This window comes from Pseudomonas sp. GB2N2, from assembly GCF_054897705.1.
Window position 1 is genome coordinate 2,860,989 of record NZ_CM142701.1, and the last position, 22,432, is coordinate 2,883,420.

The following is a 22,432-nucleotide window of genomic DNA, read 5'->3' on the forward strand; positions in this document are numbered from 1 at the left end:
AGCACCTGGACGCGCCATTTCAATCAATCCGGCAAAGCATTCGATGACTGTCTGGAGCACAACAGATCGAGACCGGCGCAGTTCAACACCACACCAGCCTCGTTCGCAGTGTCCCCACACTGCCTTCAGCGCGCTCGCCACTCCCCCAAACGCCCCCGCAAACGGGCCGCGCACTGGCTGTGTAACTGGCTGACCCGAGATTCGCTGACCCCCAGGACTTCACCGATTTCCTTGAGATTCAGCTCTTCGTCGTAGTACAGCGCCAACACCAGTCGCTCACGCTCCGGCAAATTGGCAATCGCGTCCGCCAGCGCCGCCTGGAAGCGTTCATCTTCCAGATCGCGTGACGGCTCGAGATGAGCACTTGCGCCATCCTCGTGCAGCCCTTCGTGTTCGCCGTCCTGCAACAGATCGTCGAAACTGAATAACCGGCTGCCCAGGGTGTCGTTCAAGATCCCGTAGTAATCGTCGAGACTCAATTGGAGTTCGGCCGCAACCTCGTGATCTTTAGCGTCACGACCGGTTTTTGCTTCAATCGAGCGAATAGCGTCGCTGACCATGCGGGTATTGCGGTGGACCGAACGTGGCGCCCAGTCCCCCTTGCGAACTTCATCGAGCATCGCGCCGCGGATTCGTATGCCCGCGTACGTCTCGAAACTCGCGCCTTTGCTGGCGTCATATTTGGTCGACACTTCAAGCAGGCCGATCATCCCGGCCTGGATCAGGTCTTCGACCTGGACACTGGCCGGCAGTCGCGCCAGCAAGTGATAGGCAATGCGTTTGACCAATGGCGCGTAACGCTCGATCAGCTCGTACTGCGCGTCACGTGCCGACTTCTTGTAGAGGTTGTAACCGCTGGATGTCATAGCACGGGCCCTGCCGTTTGTTGCACGAGGCGCTCGACGAAAAACTCCAGGTGCCCGCGCGGGTTGGCGGGCAGCGGCCAGGTATCGACCTTTTGTGCGATGGCCTTGAACGCCAGGGAGCACTTGGAACGCGGGAAAGCTTCATAGACTGCGCGCTGCTTTTGAACCGCCTTGCGCACGCTTTCGTCGTAAGGCACCGCGCCGACATATTGCAGGGCGACGTCCAGGAAGCGGTCCGTGACCTTAGTCAACTTGGCGAACAGGTTGCGGCCTTCCTGCGGGCTCTGGGCCATGTTGGCCAGGACGCGGAAGCGGTTCATGCCGTAGTCGCGGTTCAGCAGTTTGATCAGTGCGTAGGCGTCAGTGATCGAAGTCGGCTCGTCGCAGACCACCAGCAGGACTTCCTGCGCGGCGCGAACAAAACTGACTACCGAGTCACCGATACCTGCAGCGGTGTCGATCACCAGCACGTCGAGGTTGTCGCCGATATCGCTGAATGCCTGGATCAGACCGGCGTGCTGCGCCGGGCTCAAATGCACCATGCTCTGGGTGCCTGATGCGGCCGGGACGATGCGGATGCCGCCGGGGCCCTGCAACAGGACGTCGCGCAGCTCACAGCGGCCTTCGATCACGTCGGCCAGGGTACGTTTTGGTGTCAGTCCCAGCAGAACGTCAACGTTCGCCAGTCCCAGATCGGCGTCCAACAGCATGACGCGTCGGCCGAGCTCAGCCAGAGCCAGGGACAAGTTCACTGACACGTTAGTCTTGCCGACGCCACCTTTGCCGCCGGTCACCGCGATCACCTGTACGGGATGCATGCTGCCCATGTTATTTCTTTACCTTGTCTTGCATAGACGGAGGCCACATTACTGGCTGCGCGTTCTCAACCGGAACAATGCATGGCAGACCATCGATGTAGGTACAAAAACTTTTCATTGATACCTCAGCCGACCTGCTTGGTCGGGCTGTGGTAAATATCAGCGAACATGTCAGCCATGGCTTCTTCGCTGGGTTCTTCCTGCATTTGCACGCTGACGGCGCGACTGACCAACTGATGCCGACGCGGCAGATGCAAATCATCCGGAATCCGCGGTCCATCGGTCAGGTAAGCCACCGGCAACTCATGACTGATTGCCAGGCTCAACACTTCGCCCAGACTTGCCGTTTCATCCAGTTTAGTCAGGATGCAGCCAGCGAGCCCGCAGCGCTTGTAACTGTGATAAGCGGCCGTTAGAACCTGTTTCTGGCTGGTGGTTGCGAGAACCAGGTAATTTTTTGATTTGATGCCACGACCGGCCAGGCTTTCGAGCTGCATGCGCAGCGCCGGATCGCTGGCCTGCAGGCCCGCGGTATCGATCAGCACCACGCGTTTGCGCAGCAACGGCTCCAGCGCCTGGACCAGGGACTGGCCCGGATCGACGTGGGTCACCGACACGTTAAGGATTCGACCCAAAGTCTTGAGCTGTTCCTGGGCACCGATGCGGTAGCTGTCCATGCTCACCAGCGCGATGTTCTGCGCGCCGTACTTGAGCACGTAACGGGCTGCGAGCTTGGCCAGCGTGGTGGTCTTGCCCATGCCGGCAGGGCCGACCATGGCGATCACACCACCCTCTTCCAGCGGCTCGACTTCCGGTGTGGCAATCATCCGCGCCAGATGCGCCAGCAGCATGCGCCAGGCCTGACGGGGTTCGTCGATATCGGTGATCAGCTCCAGCAGATCGCGGGACAACGGGCCGGACAAACCGATGCGCTGCAGACGGCGCCACAGGTTGGCCTGAGCCGGACGGCTGCCTTGCAGCTGATTCCAGGCCAGCGAGCCGAGTTGCACTTCCATCAGTTCACGCAGGCTGTTGAGTTCGAAACGCATCGAGTCGAATGCACGCGGGTCAACACCGCCCGAGGCAGGCGCAGGGGCCGGTGCGGCGCGACGAGGCTCAGCGTAAGTCGGTTCGATCAGCGGCTCGGCGGCGGTCAGTGGCAGGCCGGCGAACAACTGGCGATTGGTGCTCTTGTCGCTCTCGCCTTCACTGCGCAGGCTCAATTCGGCCTGGGCGGTCACGATCCGCGACTGGGTCTTGCGCAGCTCATCCTCGAGTTCCATGTTCGGAACACGCGGGGCCAGCGCCGACAATTTGTAATCGAGCGCAGCCGTCAGCTCGACACCACCGGCGATCCGGCGGTTGCCAATGATGGCGGCATCAGCGCCCAGCTCATCACGAACCAGTTTCATGGCCTGACGCATATCGGCGGCGAAAAAACGCTTAACTTGCATAAACCACTACCTCAGCCGTTGGGCCCTACTGTCGCAACGATGGTCACTTGCTTGTTGTCAGGAATTTCCTGATAAGCCAACACATGCAAACCCGGGACTGCCAGTCGGCCAAATCGCGACAACATGGCGCGAACCGGGCCGGCCACCAGCAGAATCACCGGTTGACCTTGCATTTCCTGACGCTGCGCCGCTTCGATCAACGAGCGCTGCAGCTTCTCTGCCATGCTTGGCTCCAGCAGAACGCCCTCTTCCGAGCCTTGTCCTGCCTTCTGAAGACTATTGAGCAATATCTGTTCCAACCTTGGCTCCAGGGTGATAACGGGTAGCTCAGAGTCAGTGCCTACAATGCTTTGGACGATTGCGCGGGATACGCCGACGCGCACCGCGGCCACCAGCGCGGCAGTATCTTGACTCTTGGCGGCATTGTTGGCGATGGCCTCGGCGATGCTGCGAATGTCGCGAACGGGCACCTGCTCGGCCAGCAACGCTTGCAGAACCTTGAGCAGCTGCGACAACGAGACCACGCCCGGCACCAACTCTTCCGCCAGTTTTGGCGAGCTTTTGGCCAGCAATTGCATGAGTTGCTGCACTTCCTCGTGGCCGATCAGCTCACTGGAATGCTTGTACAGAATCTGGTTCAAGTGGGTAGCCACTACCGTACTGGCATCGACCACGGTGTAACCGAGGGATTGCGCCTGGGCACGCTGGCTGATTTCGATCCAGACCGCCTCCAGCCCAAAAGCCGGATCTTTGGCGGTTATGCCATTAAGCGAACCGTAGACCTGACCGGGGTTGATCGCCAGCTCGCGGTCCGGGTAAATCTCCGCTTCCGCGAGGATAACGCCCATCAAGGTCAGACGGTAAGCGCTCGGCGCGAGGTCGAGGTTGTCACGGATATGCACAGTCGGCATCAGGAAGCCCAAGTCCTGGGACAGCTTCTTGCGCACGCCCTTGATCCGCGCCAGCAGCTGACCACCCTGATTGCGGTCCACTAGTGGGATCAGACGATAGCCGACTTCGAGGCCGATCATGTCGATCGGGGTCACGTCATCCCAGCCGAGTTCTTTGGTTTCCTGAGCACGGGCCGGCGATGGCAGCAGTTCCTGCTGACGCTTGACCTCCTGCAGGGCCTGCACTTTCACGGTGTTCTGCTTTTTCCAGAACAGGTAAGCGCCACCGGCGGCGACGGCCGCCATGCTCAGGAACGAGAAGTGCGGCATGCCGGGCACCAGGCCCATGACTGCCATCAAACCCGCCGCCACGGCCAGCGCCTTGGGCGAGGCGAACATCTGACGATTGATCTGTTTGCCCATGTCTTCCGAACCGGAAGCACGGGTCACCATGATCGCGGCTGCTGTCGATAACAACAGTGATGGCAATTGCGCCACCAAACCGTCACCGATGGTCAGGAGCGCATACACCCGCCCCGCATCGCCGAAGGTCATGCCGTGCTGGAAGATACCGACCGCCATGCCGCCGATCAGGTTGATGAACAGAATCAGCAGACCGGCGATGGCGTCACCGCGCACGAACTTGCTCGCACCGTCCATGGAACCGTAGAACTCGGCTTCCTGGGCGACTTCCATCCGGCGCAGTTTGGCCTGGTTCTGGTCGATCAGGCCGGCGTTCAAATCGGCATCGATCGCCATTTGTTTGCCGGGCATCGCATCGAGGGTGAAGCGCGCGCTCACCTCGGAAATCCGCCCGGCGCCCTTGGTCACCACGACGAAGTTGATGATCATCAAAATCGCGAAGACCACGATACCGACCACGTAGTTACCGCCGATCACCACCTCACCGAAGGCCTGGATCACCTTACCGGCAGCGGCGTGGCCGTCCTGACCGTGGAGCATGACCACTCGCGTGGAGGCCACGTTGAGTGCGAGTCGCAGCAATGTCGCCACCAGCAGGATCGTCGGAAACACCGCAAAATCCAGTGGCCGCAAGGCGTAGACGCAGACCAGCAGGACGACGATCGACAGCGCAATGTTGAACGTGAAAAACACGTCCAGCAGGAACGGCGGCACCGGCAACATCATCATGGCCAGCATGACCAGCAGCAACAGCGGCACACCCAGATTGCCCCGACTCAGGTCGGCGACGTTGGTGCGGGCACTGTTGATAAACTGAGAGCGATCCACCGGTTTTCCCCGTTCCTTAAAGCAAACTTTTGACGCCCGAAGCAGGCGCAGAGGGGGTACTGCAAGAAGCCTTCCAACTTTTGCGGGGGTTTGGAACAGAGGGGGTTATCAGGGGATTTGTATCGTCTGGGTGGACGCCTTCGTGGGTTTGCCCGCGAAGGCGTCAGCACGACCAGCACAAAAATCAGGAATCGCGCCGCAGATCCGGCGGAATCGGCAAATCATCCTTGAGCGGTTCCGGCCGTTTGCCCTTGCCCGCGCGATGCTGGCGGATCTGGTAGACGTACGCCAGCACTTGAGCGACCGCCAGATAAAGCCCGCCAGGAATTTCCTGCTCGAGCTCGGTGGAGTAATAGATCGAACGCGCCAGCGCCGGCGATTCCAGCAACAGCACTTCATTGGCTACGGCGATTTCACGAATCTTTAACGCCAGGAAATCGCTGCCCTTGGCAATCAGCATCGGCGCGCCGCCCTTTTCCGGATCGTACTTGAGCGCCACGGCGTAGTGAGTCGGGTTGGTGATGACCACGTCTGCCTCGGGAACCGCAGCCATCATTCGCCGCTGGGACATCTCGCGCTGCAACTGGCGAATCCGCTGTTTGACTTCCGGCCGCCCTTCCTGATCCTTGTGCTCGTCTCGCACTTCCTGCTTGGTCATCAGCAATTTTTTGTGGGTCTGGTAAAGCTGCACCGGCACGTCCACGGCCGCAATCAGGATCAGCCCGCACGCCATCCACAATGTGCTCCAGCCCACCAGTTGCACGCTGTGGATAATCGCCTGTTCCAGCGGTTCGTGGGCAATGCGCAACAGATCATCAATGTCCGAACGCAGGACGGACAAGGCGACGAAGAGGATCAACAGAAACTTGGCCAGTGCCTTCAGCAACTCGATCAACGCTGTGCTGGAGAACATCCGTTTTAGGCCCGCCGCCGGATTCATCCGGCTGAATTTCGGGGCCATGGACTGGGGGGAGAACAACCAGCCACCGAGGGAAATCGGCCCCAGAAAGGCGGCCAGCAGCAGAGTCAGCAGGATCGGCTGCGCCGCCAGAATCGCGATCTTGCCCGAATGCAACAAGTACTGGCCCATCTGCCCCGGATCAAGCAACACGTCCCTTGGCAGGGAAAAGTTCAGGCGCATGATTTCCAGCAGATCCTGAGCCAGCCCGCCACCGTAGATCAACAACCCGCCGGCGCCCGCGAGCATGGTCGCCAGGGTATTGAGCTCTTTGGATCGGGCAATCTCGCCCTTGTCCCTGGAGTCCTTTTTGCGTTTGTCCGTGGGGTCTTCTGTTTTGTCCTGACCACTCTCGCTTTCGGCCATGGCTAGCGCGCCTGTGCCATATCACGTAACAACTGCAGGGCCTCGGTGGCCAGCGGCTGATACTGATTGAGAATGTCGCCGAGGCTGACCCAGAAAATCACCAGGCCCAGCACCAGGGTCAACGGAAAACCGATGGAGAAAATGTTCAGCTGCGGCGCCGCGCGCGTCATCACGCCGAAGGCGATGTTGACCACCAGCAACGCGGTGATCGCCGGCATCACCAGAAGCATCGCCGCGCCCAGCACCCAACCCAGCTTGTTGGCCATTTCCCAAAAATGATTGACCAGCATTGCACTGCCAACTGGCAACGTGGTGAAGCTCTCCGTCAGCACTTCGAATACCACCAGATGCCCGTTCATGCCGAGAAACAGCAAGGTCACGAGCATGGTCAGGAACTGTCCGATCACTGCCGCCGACACGCCGTTGGTAGGGTCGACCATCGAGGCGAAGCCCATGCCCATCTGAATCGAGATGATCTGCCCGGCGACGACAAAAGCCTGAAAGAACAGCTGGAGTGACAGGCCCATCAAGGCGCCAATAATGATCTGCTCGGCAATCAGCATCAGTGCGCTCAGGTCCAGCGCATGCACCTGCGGCATCGGTGGCAGGCCGGGCACGACGACCACCGTGATTGCCAGAGCAAAGTACAGGCGCACACGGGATGGCACGAGGGTTGTGCCGAAGATCGGCATGGTCATGAGGACCGCGCCGATGCGAAACAGCGGCAAGATGAACGAGGCGACCCAGGTACTGATCTGGGTATCGGTCAGCTGCAGCAAAGACATGGCTTAGCCGATGACCCGAGGAATGTTGCCGTACAACTGCACGATGTATTCCATGAAAGTCTGCACCATCCACGGACCGGCGACGATCAGCGTGACCAGCATCACCAGCAGGCGCGGGAGAAAGCTCAGGGTCTGTTCGTTGATCTGGGTGGCGGCCTGGAACATCGCCACCAGCAAGCCCACCAGCAAACTCGGAATCACCAGCACGGCAACCATCATGGTGGTCAGCCAGAGCGCTTCGCGAAAGATGTCTACCGCGACTTCCGGCGTCATGGCGAGACACCGCCGAAGCTGCTGGCCAATGTCCCGATGATCAACGCCCAGCCATCCACCAGCACGAACAGCATGATTTTAAATGGCAGGGAAATAATCAGCGGCGAGAGCATCATCATGCCCATGGCCATCAATACACTCGCGACGACAAGGTCGATGATCAGGAACGGAATGAAGATCATGAAGCCGATCTGGAACGCGGTTTTCAATTCGGAGGTAACGAACGCCGGCACCAGAATGGTCAGCGGCGCCGCATCCGGCGTGGCGATGTCAGTGCGCTTGGACAAGCGCATGAATAGCTCCAGATCGCTGCTGCGGGTTTGCGCGAGCATGAAGTCCTTGATCGGCACCTGGGCCTTGGCCACGGCATCCTGCGCGGTGAGTTTTTCCGCCAGATAAGGCTGCAAGGCATCCTGATTCACACGGTCAAACACCGGCGCCATGATGAACAGCGTCAGGAACAGCGCCATCCCCGTGAGGATCTGGTTCGACGGCGTCTGCTGCAAGCCCAAGGCCTGGCGCAGGATCGAGAAGACAATGATGATCCGGGTGAAACTGGTCATCAGCATGACGAACGCTGGAATGAAACTCAGCGCGGTCATGATCAGCAGGATTTGCAGGCTGACCGAGTATTCCTGAGCGCCCTGGGCATTGGTTCCCAAAGTGATCGCCGGGATCGACAGCGGGTCGGCGGCGAACGCCAGCGGCGCGGCCAGCACGAGGGCCAGTGTCAAAATGATGCGTAGCGCACCCATTACTTCTTATCCTTCTGATCCTTGCCCAACAGCTCCATCAGACGCTGGGCAAACTCCGGGGTGGCTTTCTCGGTGGCCGGCACCTGCACCGGCTCCTTGAGCACATGCAAAGCAGTGATGCTGCCGGGGCTCAACCCGAGCAGAATCTGTTCGTTGCCGACCTGCACCAGCATCAAACGGTCGCGAGGGCCGAGCGCCCGGGAGCCGATCAGCTCGATCACTTGCCCTTTGCCCGCAGGCCCGGCCTGCTGGACCCGGCGCAGCATCCAGGCGAGGAAGAAGATCAACCCCAGCACCAGCAGCAAGCCGAGCACCAGTTGCGTCAATTGCCCCGCCACACCGCTACTGACAGCAGGTGTAACCGCCGCGGCCGCAGTCGCTGCCGGTTCGGCCGCCAGAACGCTGAACGGCAAGGCCAATAACAACCCCAGAACCTTTTTCACTCAGCGCAGCTTCTTGATACGTTCGCTTGGGCTGATCACGTCGGTCAGGCGGATGCCGAACTTCTCGTTGACCACCACCACTTCGCCGTGAGCGATCAAAGTACCGTTGACCAGCACATCCAGCGGCTCGCCGGCCAGACGATCAAGCTCGATCACCGAGCCCTGGTTGAGTTGCAGCAGATTGCGGATGTTGATGTCGGTGCTGCCGACTTCCATGGAAATCGACACCGGGATGTCAAGGATCACGTCCAGATTCGGACCCTCCATGCTCACCGGATCATTGTTTTTCGGCACGCTGCCGAATTCTTCCATCGGCAGACGGTTGGACGGCGAGCTCGCAGCGTCGGCGGCCAGCAAGGCGTCAATGTCGTCCTGCCCGGCGTCGCCGGTTTCTTCCAGGGCTGCAGCCCATTCATCAGCCAGTGCCTGGTCGTCCTGGGTATTCATATCGTCAGCCATCATGTGTCCTCGGCGGGCAACCCTTGTATGGGCAACCGTCAGTTAAAAGCGAATGTGGGCGAGCGCCGGTCAGCGGCGCTCGATCGGCTCGATCACTTGCAACGCGAGGTTGCCTTTGTGCGAGCCCATCTTGACCTTGAATGCAGGCACGCCGTTGGCGCGCATGATCATTTCTTCCGGCATTTCCACCGGGATAATGTCCCCCGGCTGCATGTGCAGGATGTCGCGCAGACGCAGCTGGCGGCGGGCAACCGTGGCACCGATCGGCACGTCGACGTCGAGTACGTCCTGGCGCAGGGCATTGACCCAGCGTTCGTCCTGGTCGTCGAGGTCCGACTGGAAGCCGGCGTCGAGCATTTCGCGTACCGGCTCGATCATCGAGTACGGCATGGTTACGTGCAGATCGCCGCCACCGCCATCGAGCTCGATGTGGAACGTCGACACCACAATGGCTTCGCTCGGACCGACGATGTTGGCCATGGCCGGGTTCACTTCCGAGTTGATGTACTCGAAATTCACTTCCATGATCGCCTGCCAGGCTTCCTTCAAATCGATGAAGGCCTGCTCCAGCACCATGCGCACCACACGCAGCTCGGTCGGGGTGAATTCACGCCCTTCGATCTTCGCGTGACGGCCGTCGCCGCCGAAGAAGTTGTCCACCAACTTGAACACCAGCTTGGCGTCGAGGATGAACAGCGCCGTACCGCGCAGCGGTTTGATCTTGACCAGGTTGAGACTGGTCGGCACGTACAGCGAGTGCACATATTCGCCAAACTTCATGACCTGCACACCACCGACGGCAACGTCCGCCGAGCGGCGCAGCATGTTGAACATGCTGATGCGGGTGTAACGGGCGAAACGCTCGTTGATCATTTCCAGGGTCGGCATACGTCCGCGGACGATGCGATCCTGGCTAGTCAGGTCGTAGCTTTTGACGCTGCCGGGCTCGGCAGCGGTATCGGTCTGTACCAGACCATCGTCGACACCATGCAACAGCGCATCGATCTCATCCTGGGACAGCAGGTCTTGCACGGCCATGTCGTGTTCCTACTGCAGTACGAAATTAGTGAAAAGCAACTGTTCGATGACCACTTTGCCGAGTTCTTTCTGCGCCACTTCCTGAACGCTGGCCGTGGCCTTCTGACGCAACATTTCCTGACCGACCGGCGATGCCAGCGTGGCGAAATCCTGCCCGGAGAACAGCATGACCAGGTTGTTGCGGATCACCGGCATGTGCACTTTGAGTGCCTCGAGATCGGCTTGGTTACGGCCCTGCATGGTGATGCTCACCTGCATGTAGCGCTGACGGCCGTTCTGGTTGTAATTGGCCACGAAGGCCGGTGCCATGGGTTCGAAAATCGCAGGTTGCTTGCCCGCCGGAGCGGTTTCGGCCGCGACATCAGGCTTGCTCTGGCCACCGTGCATGAAGAACCACGTCGCTCCCACGGACAAGCCGATCGCCAGCAGCAGGGCCACCACGATCACAATGATCAGCTTGAGTTTGCCTTTGGTTGCGGGGTCTTTTACTGCTGCTTCGCTCTTCGCCATGCCAATAATCCGTCACTAATCGGGTTTTCACAGTCGCACGGCAAGGCAAGAGCAAGTGTTATGCCAGAAATGTCAGAGGGGGATGGGATACAGCGAATGTCCAGCGAACGCCGAGCCTGTGGGAGCTGGCTTGCCAGCGATGACGGAGTGCCAAACGACATAGATGTCACTGACAGACCGCCATCGCTGGCAAGCCAGCTCCCACAGGGGATTTCAACTGTGGATCAGGCGTAGTAGTCGACAGCGCTCGAACCGATCACGCTAGTCGTATTGGCCGTCACTTCAGCGACCGTTGGCGCGAGTTCTTCGTCCATGCCATCGATGCGACCGCCGCTGGCGCTGGTGCGTCCGCTCTGGCCCTGCTGCCCTTGCTGAGCCTGTTGCTGACCCTGCCCCTGCGAGCCACGCGACTGATCGGACACATTGACGTCGACCTGTCCCATGCCCTGCTGCGTGAACATGTCACGCAAGCGATGCATCTGGCCATCCAGCGCTTCGCGAACGCTTGGGTTTGCGCTCATGAAAGTCACTTGGGTCTGCTGGTCGGGAACCATGTTTACCCGAATATCGAGACGCCCCAGTTCAGCCGGTTGCAACTGAATGTCAGCCGCCTTGAGGTTGGCGCTGGACAAATACATGACCCGGTTCACCACTTCTTCGGTCCAGCCGCTCTGGTGCATGGCAATGGGTTGATTCACCGGCAACGCATTCGCGGTCTTAGGCGTGGCAGCCTGGGTCAGTGCCGCCAGACGGTTGGCGAAATCATCGACGCGGGTATCGCTGCTGGCCGACTTCAGATCCTTGAGGCCACCGTCGATCAGCCCGCTGAACGCTTTCTCGCCGCCCTGATCGGTACTGTCCTTGTCAGTCTGCACATCGAGCATGCTCGCCATGCCGGCTGTAAAGTTCTGCGCCGAGGTGGGTTCGCCATCCGCTTGAGCGTGTGACGACGTCGGCGCTGCTTTTGGTTGCGCCTGACTGGAGGCGGAAATATGACCACTCTGCTCCATTGCCAGGCGCACGGCCGGCAAGTCATCGAGCGGATCGGCTTCGGGATCGAAATCGCCATCGGCCACCGCAGGTGCCGGTGCCGGTGCGGTAGCGGGCGTTTTCACCGCGGTGATTGCCGGGGCCGCAGGCACCTCCACTTGAGGCTGCGCAGTCACCACCACCGGCGCCGCAACCGGAACAGGCGTCGTCACCAGAACTTGAAGTTCTGGCAGCAAAGAAGGATCGAGCGTCGGATCAGTCGGCGCAGTGTCAGCGGTCGGGGTTTGTGCCGCGTCCAACGCGTCATCACTGGCCGTCGTGTCATCAATCAGCGCCGGTTTGTCGGCGGGCAAGGAATTGCCGCTATCGGCAACCGCAGGGTCCGGGGCGGCAGATTTGTCGTTGCCGATGTCATTTTTGCCGGGGCTGTCGGGGGTTTTATCGTCTGGCTTCGCCGATCCGTCAGTCGTCACAGAGGGTTTGCTCTGAGCCTGACTGGCGTAAACCTGAGCGAAGCTGGACGCCTTGTCCCCGCCATCAGCGGCCTGCGCCGGGGTATTGGCGGAGGTGGCTTGAGTCTTGGACTGCGCGGCGGCCTGAAGAAGAATATTGGGGGTAACGGGCATGAAACGGTCTCCGCTGCACTGAAATCGTTTGTACAGTTACGGAGATCACTGCAAGGGTTGAGCCAGCTTCATTAGAACGGCATTAAAAACGTCGGACGGTCGCATTGTCCGAGAGAGACCGCTGACGTTCGGCTTCATAGAGAGGACGAATAATGGCAAATTCCCCATCTATTGCTGCCACCAGCTTCTCGATGCCTTGCAGCGGAATATGTTTGCTGCGCTGCTCAAGCTCATGGCACAGCTGCGCAAGGCGGGCAGCCCCCATGTTGCTGCAACTGCCCTTGAAACTGTGCGCCGTGGCGCCGAGCGTTTCGGCATCGCCAGCCTTGAGTAAAAGATTCAGGCGCTCTACGGAATCGGCGAGGAACGTATCCAGCAACATTGAATACTCATCCTCCATGACCTCTTGCAACGCGCTCAGCACGTCGCGGTCCAGATGTGTGTCAGCCACTTGCTCACTCCTTGATCAAGAATGCGTGGATTATGCCAGAGCCTCCCAGAAAAATTCCACGCGGGCAGTTCGACCATCGTCGTACCAACAAGCGTTATGGCTCAATTGCCGGATCAGACTGACGCCACGTCCCGACAGACGGATACCATCCACCGGGCGCGCCATCACCCGCTCAACATCAAAACCCTTGCCACTGTCTTCGACCCGAATCGTCAGGCAACCACCCTCGTCCTTTGGCATCACCTGCAAATGCACCCGCACATAGCCATCCTGTAGCTCGTCCAGACGCGTATTGCGCTGCTGATAATAGCGGGCAAACCCCGAGGCATTGCGCTTGAGGCTTGAATCCAGGCCCAGCACACCATGTTCCAGTGCATTGGAATACAGCTCGGCAAGCACACTGTAAAGCGCGCCGCTCTGGGCGCGCAGACCATGGACTTCCAGCAGTAATTGCAACAGATAGGGTAGCGGGTTGAAGCGTTTCAGGGTCGCGGCGCGAAACTCGAAACTCACCGACCAGTCCAGCGGGCAGGACTGGCCGCTATCGGAATAGACCAGGGCCGGCGGACTGAGCTGCGCCGCCTCCAGCAGGCTGATTTCGACCATGCTGACATCGTCACGGGCCTCGCCGCGAAAATCCCGCAGCGCCTGTTCAATGTCCTCAAACAGCTGGTCGGGCTGACGATTGGCGGCAAACACCTGCTGCAATCGCTCGACACCAAACAACTGCTCATGGGCGTCGCAGGTGTCGATCACCCCGTCGGACAACAGGAAAACCCGGTCACCGACGGCCATCGGAAACACTTCGGTGCGGTCATCGAACGTCTGCGGGTTCAGCACCCCAAGCGGCAAATGCCGCGCCTTCAGCGGGGTGCGCTCGCCACTGGCGATGCTGTGCAGATAACCGTCTGGCATCCCGCCATTCCAGACTTCAACGGAACGTCGCTGGAAACTCAGGCTGAGCAAGGTCGCGCAACAGAACATGTCCACCGGCAAAATACGCTTGAGCTTCGCGTTCATCTCGCGCAGGGTTTCCGACAAACCGTAACCCTTCGCCGTCATGCCGTAGAAGACTTCAGCCAGGGGCATCGCCCCAACGGCCGCCGGCAAACCGTGACCGGTGAAATCGCCGAGCATCACGTGCATGTCGCCGGCCGGGGTAAATGCCGCCAGCAGCAGATCGCCATTAAACAGCGCATAGGGCGATTGCAGGTAACGGATGTTAGGCGCGTTGAGGCAACCGGAATGGGCGACCTTGTCGAAAACGGCCTTGGCCACACGCTGCTCGTTGAGCAGGTAATCGTGATGCCTGGCGATCTGGTCACGCTGTTGCAGCACGGTGGCTTGTAACCGTCGCAAGCGATCCATCGCCTTGATTTTGGCGGCGAGGATCACCTGGTTGTAGGGCTTTGCCAGAAAGTCGTCGCCGCCCGCCTCCAGACAGCGAGCCAGGGCTTCGCTCTCGGTGAGCGACGTCAGGAAGATGATCGGCACCAGGGTTTCCCCGGCCAGTGCCTTGATCTGTCGGGCCGCCTCGAAACCGTCCATCACCGGCATCATGGCGTCCATCAGCACCAGTTGCGGCCGTTGCTGGCGAAACGCATTGACCGCTTCGGCACCGTTCGCCGCTGTGAGTACTTCATGGCCCTGGCGACGGACGATGCTCGACAGCAGCATGCGATCGGCCGCGCTGTCTTCGGCGATCAATATCGTCAGTGATTCGAACAACGGTTGCACGACACTCATGCCACGTCGAAGATTTGTTCGAAGTTGGAGATGGCGAGAATCTTGCGCACATCGGCATTGGCGTGGCTCAAAGTGATCTCGGCGTTCTCGCCACCGGCGTGATCACGCAGCAGCAACAACATGCCGAGCGCCGAACTGTCGAGGTACGTGGCGTCCTTGAGGTTCACTTCGAAGAAATCGGGTTTCGGCTGGAGGTTTTCGTAGGACTCACGAAATTCCTGATGCTTGGCGAAATCGAATCGTCCCTTGATCGATATCGTCAGCTTTTGCCCATTCGGGGAGACTTCGGTAACGACTGACATTGAACGGCTTCCTTGTCATTGGTGAACATGCTTGTACAAGGTTTAGCACCTGGTAGAGGCTCGGGCAAGGCTGGAAATCATCTGGCGTCCTTGAAATTGCGAAGAACGATAACGTGGCCCGCCTGACTCAATACGGACTCTCGCGCGGCAACCGCTGGGACAATTCATCCAGCAGCTTCTGCTCGCGCCGGTCTTCCAGCACCCTTGCTTCATCGGCATAGCGCTGTACCAGCTTGCGCAAACCTTCGACCCGGGCAAACGCCTGCTGCCAGGTTTCCCGCGCCTTGTTCAGATTATTCTGATGCCACGCCAGGCTTTGACGCTGCTGATCGATGGCCACGCCGAGTTGCGCCAGAAAGCCCTGATAGCCGAGCAACCACTGGCCCGAAACGCCGCTGCTGCCGCGCACGATCCACTGTTCCTGATAGTCGAGACGAAAGGCTTCGAGGTCGGCGAGCTTGCTTTCAGCCAGGCGAACCTGACCCTGAAAGTGGCCCAGACGCTGGACGGCGGTCTTTTCGACCTTTTCGGCCATTTCGACCACCGGCGCCAGCCGCCCCGCCCGACTCTGGGCCATGATCGGTTACCCGCCAGCCGCAGGCGCGAAGATCGAGCCGAGATAGGCTTCGCTTTCGCCCAGGCTGATGCTGTCGTTCAATCCCTGTTGCAGGTATTTGACCAACTGCGGTTGCAGGGAAATCGCCAGGTCGGTTTCCCGATCACCGCCGGCGACATAGGCGCCCACGCTGATCAAGTCACGACTCTGTTGGTAACGCGACCACAGCTGCTTGAAATACTGCGCGCGGCGCATGTGCTCCGGCGACACCACCGACGGCATGACCCGGCTGATGGACGCTTCGATATCGATGGCCGGATAATGCCCTTCTTCAGCCAGGCGTCGGGACAGGACGATGTGGCCGTCGAGCACGCCTCGCGCTGCGTCGGCGATCGGGTCCTGCTGGTCATCACCTTCGGACAGCACGGTGTAGAACGCGGTGATCGAGCCGCCGCCCTTCTCGGCGTTACCGGCGCGCTCCACCAGTTTCGGCAACTTGGCGAACACCGACGGCGGATAACCCTTGGTGGCTGGCGGCTCGCCAATGGCCAGGGCAATTTCCCGCTGAGCCTGGGCGAAACGCGTCAGGGAGTCCATCAGCAACAGGACGTTCTTGCCCTTGTCGCGAAAATATTCGGCGATCCGCGTGCAGTACATCGCCGCGCGCAGACGCATCAGCGGCGCGTCATCCGCCGGCGAGGCGACGACGACCGAACGCTTGAGGCCTTCTTCACCGAGGATGTGCTCGATGAATTCCTTGACTTCACGACCGCGCTCACCGATCAGCCCGACGACAATAATGTCGGCCTCGGTGAAGCGAGTCATCATGCCCAGCAGCACACTCTTGCCGACGCCGGTACCGGCGAACAGCCCGAGCCGCTGGCCACGACCGACCGTCAACAAACCGTTGATGGAACGGATGCCGACGTCCAGCGGTTCGCTGATCGGGTGACGCTTGAGCGGGTTGATCGTCGGGCCGTCCATCGGCACCCAGTCTTCAGCCTTCATCCCGCCCTTGCCGTCCAGCGCACGACCCGCGCCATCGAGCACCCGGCCGAGCATGCTCATGCCCATCGGCAAGCGACCGGTGTCGGCCAACGGCACCACGCGGGCGCCGGGCGCGATGCCGGCTACGCTGCCGACGGGCATCAGAAACACTTTGCTGCCGGAGAAGCCCATGACTTCGGCTTCGACCTGCACGGGGTGATAACTGTCGTCGTTGATGACCATGCAGCGGCTGCCCATGGCGGCACGCAAGCCCTCGGCTTCGAGGGTCAGGCCGACCATGCGCAGCAGGCGGCCTTCGAGGATCGGTGCGCCGGCCAGTTCCGTGGCCTCGGCGTAACTGCCCAGTCGCTTGGCGAAGCTGGTGCGATCAAGGCGCATCGGCTGCTTCCGGTCCGGCGTCGGCGCTTGCAGGGGTTGCAGGTTTGCTGGCGACCGGCAGTTCCAGGCTCAAGTCCGGCGCGGCAGGGTGCAAGGCCTGTTCGTGCAATTGGTCAAACAGCTTGTCCATGACCCGGGCCACGCGGGTTTCAACCGTGGCGTCGATGCGACTGTGCTCAGTCTCGACCCGGCAACCGCCGGGCAACAACGCCTCGTCTTCGACAATGCGCCAGGTTTCTTCATGCCGCTCGCGCAGGGCTTTGACCTGTTCGAAATCCTGCGGATTGATGTACAACCGCACGTTACCCACGCCCAGCGGCAACAGCTTGAGGGCATCGCGCATGACGTGTTCGATTTGTGTCGAATCAATCGCCAGTTCGCGCTGAATCACCTGTTTGGTGATGTGCTGCACGAGGTCGACCAGCGACTTTTCGATCTGCGTGTCCTGCTCGGCGATCGGCTCGAACAGGTTGGCCATCAATTGCTCAAGCGCCGCGACTTTCGGCGTCAGGGCAGCCTCCGCTTCCTGACGGACCTTGAGCGTAGCGCTGTGAAAACCTTCTTTTTCGCCGGTCGCAAAGCCCTCGTTGTAGGCCTCCTGACGAATGCTTTCGAGTTCTTCGAGGGTCAGTGGCTGGACTTCTTCCAGCGGCACTTCTTCCATTTCCGGAGGCTCGGGCTCAGGTTCCGGCTCGGGTTCCGGCACATGCGGGTCGAAGCTCGGCAGCGACCAGACGTCGAAACCATCGACGGCCTTGCCACGGATCAGGTCGGTGTTGGACTCATCATGTTTGGACGACATAGTGACCTTAGATCATCTCTTCGCCGCCCTTCCCGCCGAGAACGATTTCTCCGGCTTCGGCCATACGGCGAGCAATGGTGAGGATTTCTTTCTGTGCGGTTTCCACGTCGCTGACGCGTACCGGGCCTTTGGCCTCGAGGTCGTCGCGCAACAGTTCGGCCGCCCGTTTGGACATGTTCTTGAAGATCTTTTCCTTGACGCCTTCGTCCGAACCCTTGAGGGCCAGGACCAGCACGTCGGAAGACACTTCGCGCAACAGCGCCTGAATCCCGCGGTCGTCGACATCCGACAGGTTGTTGAACACGAACATGAGGTCTTCGATCTGACCGGACAGGTCTTCGTCGACTTCGCGGATCGAGTCCATCAACTGGCCTTCGATCGAGCTGTCGAGGAAGTTCATGATGTCGGCCGCACGCTTGATGCCACCCAGGGTGGTGCGCGAGGCATTCGAGTTGCCGGAGAACTGCTTCTCGAGAATCTGGTTGAGTTCTTTCAGGGCGGCTGGCTGTACGGTGTTCAGCGAGGAAACCCGCAGAATGATGTCCAGACGCACTTTGTGGTCAAAGTTGCCCAGCACTTCACCGGCCTGATCCGGGTCGAGATACGCCACGACGATCGCCTGGATCTGCGGGTGCTCGTAACGGATCACGTCGGCGACGGCGCGCGGCTCCATCCACTTCAGGCTGTCGAGGCCACTGGTGTTGCCGCCCAGCAGGATCCGGTCGATCAGGCCGTTGGCCTTGTCTTCGCCCAGGGCCTGAGTGAGCATTTTGCGCACGTAGTCGTCGGAGCCGACGCCCAGGCTGGTCTGGTCGCCGACCATGTCGACGAACTCGCTCATTACCTGCTCGACCTGCTCGCGGTGCACGTTACCCATCTGCGCCATGGCCACACCCACACGCTGGACCTCTTTGGGCCCCATGTGGCGCAGCACCTGCGCGGCGTCGGTGGAACCGAGGGACAGCAGCAGGATCGCGGCTTTGTCGACCTTGGTCAGTTTGGCGGCAACGGCTCGGTTATCACTCATCTGCGTTAATCCACTCTTTCACGACCTGGGCCACGCGACCCGGATCTTCTGCCACCAGACTCTTGATTGCGTTCAACTGTGCGTCATAGCCTTCGCTCGGGCTCGGCAGCAGGATGCTTTGCGGGCCACCGAGGCTGACGCGGTCGTTGGCCAGTTCGCCGTCCAGGCCACCCATGCCGCCGAGTTCCACGTCGCTTCCCAAGCCAACAAGCTGCTTGCCTTTGCCACCGCCAGTGATGTTGTTGAGCACGGGGCGCAGCACGCCGAACACCAGCACCAGGATGAACAACACACCCAGCACTTGCTTGACGATGTCCCAGAACCACGGCTGGGAGTAGAACGGAATATCGGCAATCACTTCACCGCGCTCGGCGGAGAACGGCATATTGATCACGCTGACGCTGTCGCCACGGCTGGCGTCGAAACCGACGGCGTCCTGCACCAGGCGAGTGAAGCGTGCCAATTCGTCGGCGCTCCACGGCGCCCGGGTGGTTTCACCGTTAGCCGCGTTGATCTTGACCTGATCGTCCACCACCACCGACACCGACAGGCGATTCAAACGACCCTGCTGTTGTTTGGTGTGGCTGATGGAACGGTCGAGCTCGAAGTTCTTGGTGGATTGTTGACGCTTGTCTGCCGGGTACGGCGCGAGCATCGGCTGGCCGGTCGCCGGGTCCATGATTTGCTGACCGTTGGCATCCAGCAGTGGCTGGCCCGGCTGCACCATGCCAGCCTGCGCAGTCGCGCCACCGGTGGTTTGCGGCGCGGAGGCCGGCGCTGGCGGCTGGTTGCTCAGGGCACCCGGCACACCTTGCGGGCCATTGCTGGCGGTGCGTTGTTCGTTGACCGACTGCTCGCTGCGCAACGCCGGTTGATCCGGGTTGAACTGCTCGGAGGTCGACTCGACGGCACTGAAATCGACGTCGGCCGAGACTTCGGCTTTATAACGATCGTTACCCAGCACCGGTTGCAGAATGTTGTGCACGCGCTGGGTGAGCATGTTTTCCATGCGACGGCTGTAATCGAATTGCTTGCCGGCCATGGTCAGTTCGGAGTTCTCCGCCTGATCCGAGAGCAAGGTGCCCTTCTGATCGACGACGGTGATCTGCGACTTGCTGAGTTCGGGCACGCTGGTCGCGACCAGGTTGATAATCGCCAGCACCTGACCAGGCTCCAGCGAGCGACCGGAATACAGCTCGACCAAAACCGAGGCACTTGGCTTGCGTTCATCACGCACGAACACCGAACTTTTCGGAATCGCCAGGTGCACGCGAGCGCCCTTGACGTTGTTCAGGCTGGAGATGGTCCGCGCCAGTTCGCCTTCGAGGCCGCGACGATAACGGGTCGCTTCCATGAACTGGCTGGTGCCGAGGCCCTGGTCCTTGTCGAGGATTTCGAAACCGATGTTGCCGTCGCTAGGAGTGACACCAGCGCCTGCGAGCTTGATTCGCGCACGGGACAGGTCATCGGCCTTGACCAGCAAGGCACCGGAGTTCGGTTCTACGGTGTAGGGAATATCAGCGGCAGCCAGGGTGTCCATGACCTGCTTGGCGTCCATACCGGCAAGGCTGCCGTACAGAGGCCGGTAGTCCGGCTGCTGGGACCACAACACTACGGCGAAGCCAATCGCCACGCTCGCAGCCAGGCCAACCAACAGGCCCACCTGACGCAACATGGTCATCTCGGAGAGGTTTTCCAGGAAGGACAAGCCGAACAGCGGCGGTTTGCCGTCTATCGGGGTGGCCTTGGCCGGAACATTATCGGCGACTGCTTCTGCCATGACTCAATCTCGTCCTTAAACCGGCATCTGCATGATGTCTTGGTATGCCTGAACCAACTTGTTGCGCACTTGGGTCAACGCCTGGAAAGACACGCTGGCCTTCTGCGAGGAAATCATCACGTCCGTCAGGTCGACGCCGCTCTTGCCAATTTCGAAAGCATTGGCCAATTGGCTGGACGCCTGCTGAGTGTCGTTCACTTTATTGACGGCCTGACCGAGCATGTCGGAAAAGCTGCTGCCACTCATTTCAGGGACGGCGGCAGTCGATTTCGACGCGGACATTGCATCCATTTGCATGGAACGCATATCCAGCATCAATCGATTAAATTCAATACCTTGGCTCATGGACTGCTCTCTTTGGAGACCCGCAATTTTTTGACACTCACTCGGCGGGTAATGAGGTGTTAGCAACAAGGGTGCCAGCTCCATGGCCACTGCAAACAAAAGCTCGTCCTTTCAAACCGAAACACAATCTGTAGCAGCTGGCGAAGCCTGCTGCTACAGAAAATCCGATCACGTGGCGAACAAACAGGCTTCCACGTCCATTCCGGCATCACGCATCTGCGCCAACTTGTAGCGCAACGTGCGCGGGCTGATGCCCAGACGCTCGGCCGCCTCTTTGCGACGCCCACGTTCGGCGCGCAGGGTATCGATGATCATCTGGAATTCGCGGCGACGGAGGTCGTCTCCCAGCGCCCCCGCCGACTCTGACTCGGCCTCCACCGCTCTTACCGGCACCGGCGCCAATGCAGGCAATGGCGCACAGGCAACCGGTCCGGAAAGACAGAAATCCTGCGGCTGGATCAACCCGCCCTGCTGCAGAATCAATGCACGCTGAATCGCGTTATCCAGCTCTCGCACGTTGCCTGGCCATGGATAACCGATCAGGCACGCCTGCGCTTCGGGCGAGAGTTTGGCCGCGGCATGTTTCATTTTATTGACGTGTTTGGCCAACAGGCGCTCGGCCAGCGGCAGGATGTCGGCGGTGCGCTCACGCAACGGACGCCAAGCGAGCGGGAAGACCGACAGCCGATAGTAAAGATCTTCGCGAAAACGTCCCGCCGCCACTTCCCCGGCGAGGTCACGATTGGTGGTCGCGACCACCCGAATATCCAGCGTGATCGGTTTGCGCGCGCCCACCCGTTCGACTTCACGCTCCTGCAATACGCGCAGCAACTTGGCCTGAAGGCCCAAGGGCATTTCGGAAATTTCATCGAGGAGAATGGTGCCGCCGTCGGCTTGCTCGAACTTGCCGGCCTGCGCCGCAATGGCACCGGTGAACGAACCCTTTTCGTGACCGAAGAGCGTCGCTTCGAGCATGTTGTCGGGAATCGCGGCGCAGTTGATGGCAATGAACGGCTGACTGGCACGATGCGAGTGCTGATGGATGTAGCGCGCCAGCACTTCTTTACCGGTACCGGACTCACCGGAGATCAACACCGTGGAATCACTGCGCGCCACCCGTGCGGCGAGCTCCAGCAATTGCGCACTGGCCGGCTCGAAGGCGATCGGCCCTTCGCGGTCGAGTGCTCCAAGACTGCCGAGCGCATGACGGGCCACCAGATCCAGCAGCGCCTTGGGCTCGAACGGTTTAACCAGATAATCCACGGCGCCCTGACGCATCGCATCGACCGCGCGCTCCACGGCACCGTGCGCGGTCATCAGCAACACCGGCAATTGCGGCTGACGCGCGCGCAACAAACCGAGCAATTGATGGCCATCCATGCCCGGCATATTGACGTCGCTGAGCACCAGATTGAAGGCCTCGGAGCCGACCGCCTCCAACGCTTCTTCCGCCGAGCCGACTGCCTTGTAATCATGCCCCGCGAGCAACAGGGTATCGGTCAGCGCTTCGCGTAACGCGCGGTCATCCTCGACCAGCAGAACCTTGATGGCCATG

Annotated in this window: 23 protein-coding genes; all 23 read right to left on the reverse strand. The window is 60.3% G+C overall.

Features of this window, described 5'->3' with window-relative positions:
* Positions 1–125: 125 nt before the first annotated feature.
* On the reverse strand, positions 126–866 hold the full coding sequence (fliA, locus tag ACYZT4_RS13260) for an RNA polymerase sigma factor FliA (RefSeq protein ID WP_415765170.1): 741 nt from the start codon (positions 864–866) through the stop codon (positions 126–128).
* Positions 863–1,693: a flagellar synthesis regulator FleN gene (gene fleN, locus ACYZT4_RS13265; protein ID WP_008001746.1), complete on the reverse strand. Its 831-nt coding sequence runs from the start codon at positions 1,691–1,693 to the stop codon at positions 863–865. The genes fliA and fleN overlap by 4 nt, the downstream gene beginning before the upstream one ends.
* Positions 1,694–1,809: 116 nt before the next feature.
* Positions 1,810–3,138 (reverse strand): flagellar biosynthesis protein FlhF, encoded by a 1,329-nt coding sequence (gene flhF, locus ACYZT4_RS13270; RefSeq protein ID WP_461988384.1) that lies wholly within the window; start codon positions 3,136–3,138, stop codon positions 1,810–1,812.
* Between the two features lie 11 nt (positions 3,139–3,149).
* Positions 3,150–5,279, reverse strand: a complete 2,130-nt coding sequence (gene flhA, locus ACYZT4_RS13275; protein WP_461988386.1) for a flagellar biosynthesis protein FlhA — start codon at positions 5,277–5,279, stop codon at positions 3,150–3,152.
* A gap of 184 nt (positions 5,280–5,463) precedes the next feature.
* A complete protein-coding gene (gene flhB, locus ACYZT4_RS13280) occupies positions 5,464–6,603 on the reverse strand; it encodes a flagellar biosynthesis protein FlhB (protein ID WP_461988387.1) in 1,140 nt (379 codons plus the stop codon).
* Between the two features lie 2 nt (positions 6,604–6,605).
* On the reverse strand, positions 6,606–7,388 hold the full coding sequence (fliR, locus tag ACYZT4_RS13285) for a flagellar biosynthetic protein FliR (RefSeq protein WP_461988389.1): 783 nt from the start codon (positions 7,386–7,388) through the stop codon (positions 6,606–6,608).
* Between the two features lie 3 nt (positions 7,389–7,391).
* Positions 7,392–7,661 (reverse strand): flagellar biosynthesis protein FliQ, encoded by a 270-nt coding sequence (fliQ, locus tag ACYZT4_RS13290; RefSeq protein WP_461988391.1) that lies wholly within the window; start codon positions 7,659–7,661, stop codon positions 7,392–7,394.
* The gene (fliP, locus tag ACYZT4_RS13295; RefSeq protein WP_461988392.1) at positions 7,658–8,416 is read right to left on the reverse strand and encodes a flagellar type III secretion system pore protein FliP; all 759 of its coding nucleotides are present in this window, start codon (positions 8,414–8,416) and stop codon (positions 7,658–7,660) included. Before fliP ends, fliQ begins: the two co-directional genes overlap by 4 nt.
* Positions 8,416–8,859 carry a flagellar biosynthetic protein FliO gene (fliO, locus tag ACYZT4_RS13300; protein ID WP_461988394.1) on the reverse strand — a complete coding sequence of 148 codons (444 nt, stop codon included), beginning with the start codon at positions 8,857–8,859 and terminating at the stop codon, positions 8,416–8,418. Before fliO ends, fliP begins: the two co-directional genes overlap by 1 nt.
* Positions 8,860–9,318 (reverse strand): flagellar motor switch protein FliN, encoded by a 459-nt coding sequence (gene fliN / locus ACYZT4_RS13305; RefSeq protein ID WP_461988671.1) that lies wholly within the window; start codon positions 9,316–9,318, stop codon positions 8,860–8,862.
* A 69-nt stretch (positions 9,319–9,387) separates the two neighbouring features.
* Positions 9,388–10,356 (reverse strand): flagellar motor switch protein FliM, encoded by a 969-nt coding sequence (fliM, locus tag ACYZT4_RS13310; RefSeq protein WP_123409179.1) that lies wholly within the window; start codon positions 10,354–10,356, stop codon positions 9,388–9,390.
* A gap of 9 nt (positions 10,357–10,365) precedes the next feature.
* Entirely contained in the window at positions 10,366–10,866 is a 501-nt protein-coding gene (fliL, locus tag ACYZT4_RS13315; RefSeq protein ID WP_461988396.1) for a flagellar basal body-associated protein FliL, read from the reverse strand.
* A 224-nt stretch (positions 10,867–11,090) separates the two neighbouring features.
* Positions 11,091–12,482, reverse strand: coding sequence for a flagellar hook-length control protein FliK (locus ACYZT4_RS13320; protein WP_461988397.1), 1,392 nt, complete (start codon positions 12,480–12,482; stop codon positions 11,091–11,093).
* 82 nt (positions 12,483–12,564) lie between these two features.
* Entirely contained in the window at positions 12,565–12,933 is a 369-nt protein-coding gene (locus ACYZT4_RS13325; RefSeq protein ID WP_461988399.1) for an Hpt domain-containing protein, read from the reverse strand.
* A 30-nt stretch (positions 12,934–12,963) separates the two neighbouring features.
* Complete coding sequence (locus tag ACYZT4_RS13330; protein ID WP_461988673.1) at positions 12,964–14,670, reverse strand: ATP-binding SpoIIE family protein phosphatase; 1,707 nt, start codon at positions 14,668–14,670, stop codon at positions 12,964–12,966.
* A gap of 5 nt (positions 14,671–14,675) precedes the next feature.
* The gene (locus tag ACYZT4_RS13335) at positions 14,676–14,981 is read right to left on the reverse strand and encodes an STAS domain-containing protein (RefSeq protein WP_461988400.1); all 306 of its coding nucleotides are present in this window, start codon (positions 14,979–14,981) and stop codon (positions 14,676–14,678) included.
* 127 nt (positions 14,982–15,108) lie between these two features.
* Positions 15,109–15,558, reverse strand: a complete 450-nt coding sequence (fliJ, locus tag ACYZT4_RS13340; RefSeq protein ID WP_461988401.1) for a flagellar export protein FliJ — start codon at positions 15,556–15,558, stop codon at positions 15,109–15,111.
* Between the two features lie 6 nt (positions 15,559–15,564).
* On the reverse strand, positions 15,565–16,923 hold the full coding sequence (gene fliI, locus ACYZT4_RS13345) for a flagellar protein export ATPase FliI (protein ID WP_461988403.1): 1,359 nt from the start codon (positions 16,921–16,923) through the stop codon (positions 15,565–15,567).
* Positions 16,913–17,725 carry a flagellar assembly protein FliH gene (gene fliH, locus ACYZT4_RS13350; RefSeq protein ID WP_461988405.1) on the reverse strand — a complete coding sequence of 271 codons (813 nt, stop codon included), beginning with the start codon at positions 17,723–17,725 and terminating at the stop codon, positions 16,913–16,915. Before fliH ends, fliI begins: the two co-directional genes overlap by 11 nt.
* 7 nt (positions 17,726–17,732) lie before the next feature.
* Positions 17,733–18,752, reverse strand: coding sequence for a flagellar motor switch protein FliG (gene fliG / locus ACYZT4_RS13355; protein ID WP_461988407.1), 1,020 nt, complete (start codon positions 18,750–18,752; stop codon positions 17,733–17,735).
* Positions 18,745–20,532 (reverse strand): flagellar basal-body MS-ring/collar protein FliF, encoded by a 1,788-nt coding sequence (gene fliF / locus ACYZT4_RS13360; RefSeq protein WP_461988409.1) that lies wholly within the window; start codon positions 20,530–20,532, stop codon positions 18,745–18,747. Before fliF ends, fliG begins: the two co-directional genes overlap by 8 nt.
* Before the next feature lie 15 nt (positions 20,533–20,547).
* Positions 20,548–20,877 (reverse strand): flagellar hook-basal body complex protein FliE, encoded by a 330-nt coding sequence (fliE, locus tag ACYZT4_RS13365; protein ID WP_461988675.1) that lies wholly within the window; start codon positions 20,875–20,877, stop codon positions 20,548–20,550.
* Between the two features lie 168 nt (positions 20,878–21,045).
* A complete protein-coding gene (locus ACYZT4_RS13370; protein ID WP_461988411.1) occupies positions 21,046–22,431 on the reverse strand; it encodes a sigma-54-dependent transcriptional regulator in 1,386 nt (461 codons plus the stop codon).
* Position 22,432 lies beyond the last annotated feature (1 nt).

Excerpts from the sequence above, each read along its gene's own strand:
- flhB (WP_461988387.1), bottom strand. The coding sequence starts at position 6,603 with ATGGCCGAAAGCGAGAGTGGTCAGGACAAAACAGAAGACCCCACGGAC.
- fliF (WP_461988409.1), bottom strand. The coding sequence starts at position 20,532 with ATGGCAGAAGCAGTCGCCGATAATGTTCCGGCCAAGGCCACCCCGATA.
- fliI (WP_461988403.1), bottom strand. The coding sequence starts at position 16,923 with ATGCGCCTTGATCGCACCAGCTTCGCCAAGCGACTGGGCAGTTACGCC.
- flhF (WP_461988384.1), bottom strand. The coding sequence starts at position 3,138 with ATGCAAGTTAAGCGTTTTTTCGCCGCCGATATGCGTCAGGCCATGAAA.
- fliP (WP_461988392.1), bottom strand. The coding sequence starts at position 8,416 with ATGGGTGCGCTACGCATCATTTTGACACTGGCCCTCGTGCTGGCCGCG.
- fliH (WP_461988405.1), bottom strand. The coding sequence starts at position 17,725 with ATGTCGTCCAAACATGATGAGTCCAACACCGACCTGATCCGTGGCAAG.
- ACYZT4_RS13335 (WP_461988400.1), bottom strand. The coding sequence starts at position 14,981 with ATGTCAGTCGTTACCGAAGTCTCCCCGAATGGGCAAAAGCTGACGATA.
- fliR (WP_461988389.1), bottom strand. The coding sequence starts at position 7,388 with ATGTCTTTGCTGCAGCTGACCGATACCCAGATCAGTACCTGGGTCGCC.
- fliA (WP_415765170.1), bottom strand. The coding sequence starts at position 866 with ATGACATCCAGCGGTTACAACCTCTACAAGAAGTCGGCACGTGACGCG.
- fliG (WP_461988407.1), bottom strand. The coding sequence starts at position 18,752 with ATGAGTGATAACCGAGCCGTTGCCGCCAAACTGACCAAGGTCGACAAA.
- ACYZT4_RS13320 (WP_461988397.1), bottom strand. The coding sequence starts at position 12,482 with ATGCCCGTTACCCCCAATATTCTTCTTCAGGCCGCCGCGCAGTCCAAG.
- ACYZT4_RS13370 (WP_461988411.1), bottom strand. The coding sequence starts at position 22,431 with ATGGCCATCAAGGTTCTGCTGGTCGAGGATGACCGCGCGTTACGCGAA.
- fliE (WP_461988675.1), bottom strand. The coding sequence starts at position 20,877 with ATGAGCCAAGGTATTGAATTTAATCGATTGATGCTGGATATGCGTTCC.
- fliQ (WP_461988391.1), bottom strand. The coding sequence starts at position 7,661 with ATGACGCCGGAAGTCGCGGTAGACATCTTTCGCGAAGCGCTCTGGCTG.
- fleN (WP_008001746.1), bottom strand. The coding sequence starts at position 1,693 with ATGGGCAGCATGCATCCCGTACAGGTGATCGCGGTGACCGGCGGCAAA.
- fliM (WP_123409179.1), bottom strand. The coding sequence starts at position 10,356 with ATGGCCGTGCAAGACCTGCTGTCCCAGGATGAGATCGATGCGCTGTTG.
- fliL (WP_461988396.1), bottom strand. The coding sequence starts at position 10,866 with ATGGCGAAGAGCGAAGCAGCAGTAAAAGACCCCGCAACCAAAGGCAAA.
- fliJ (WP_461988401.1), bottom strand. The coding sequence starts at position 15,558 with ATGGCCCAGAGTCGGGCGGGGCGGCTGGCGCCGGTGGTCGAAATGGCC.
- fliN (WP_461988671.1), bottom strand. The coding sequence starts at position 9,318 with ATGGCTGACGATATGAATACCCAGGACGACCAGGCACTGGCTGATGAA.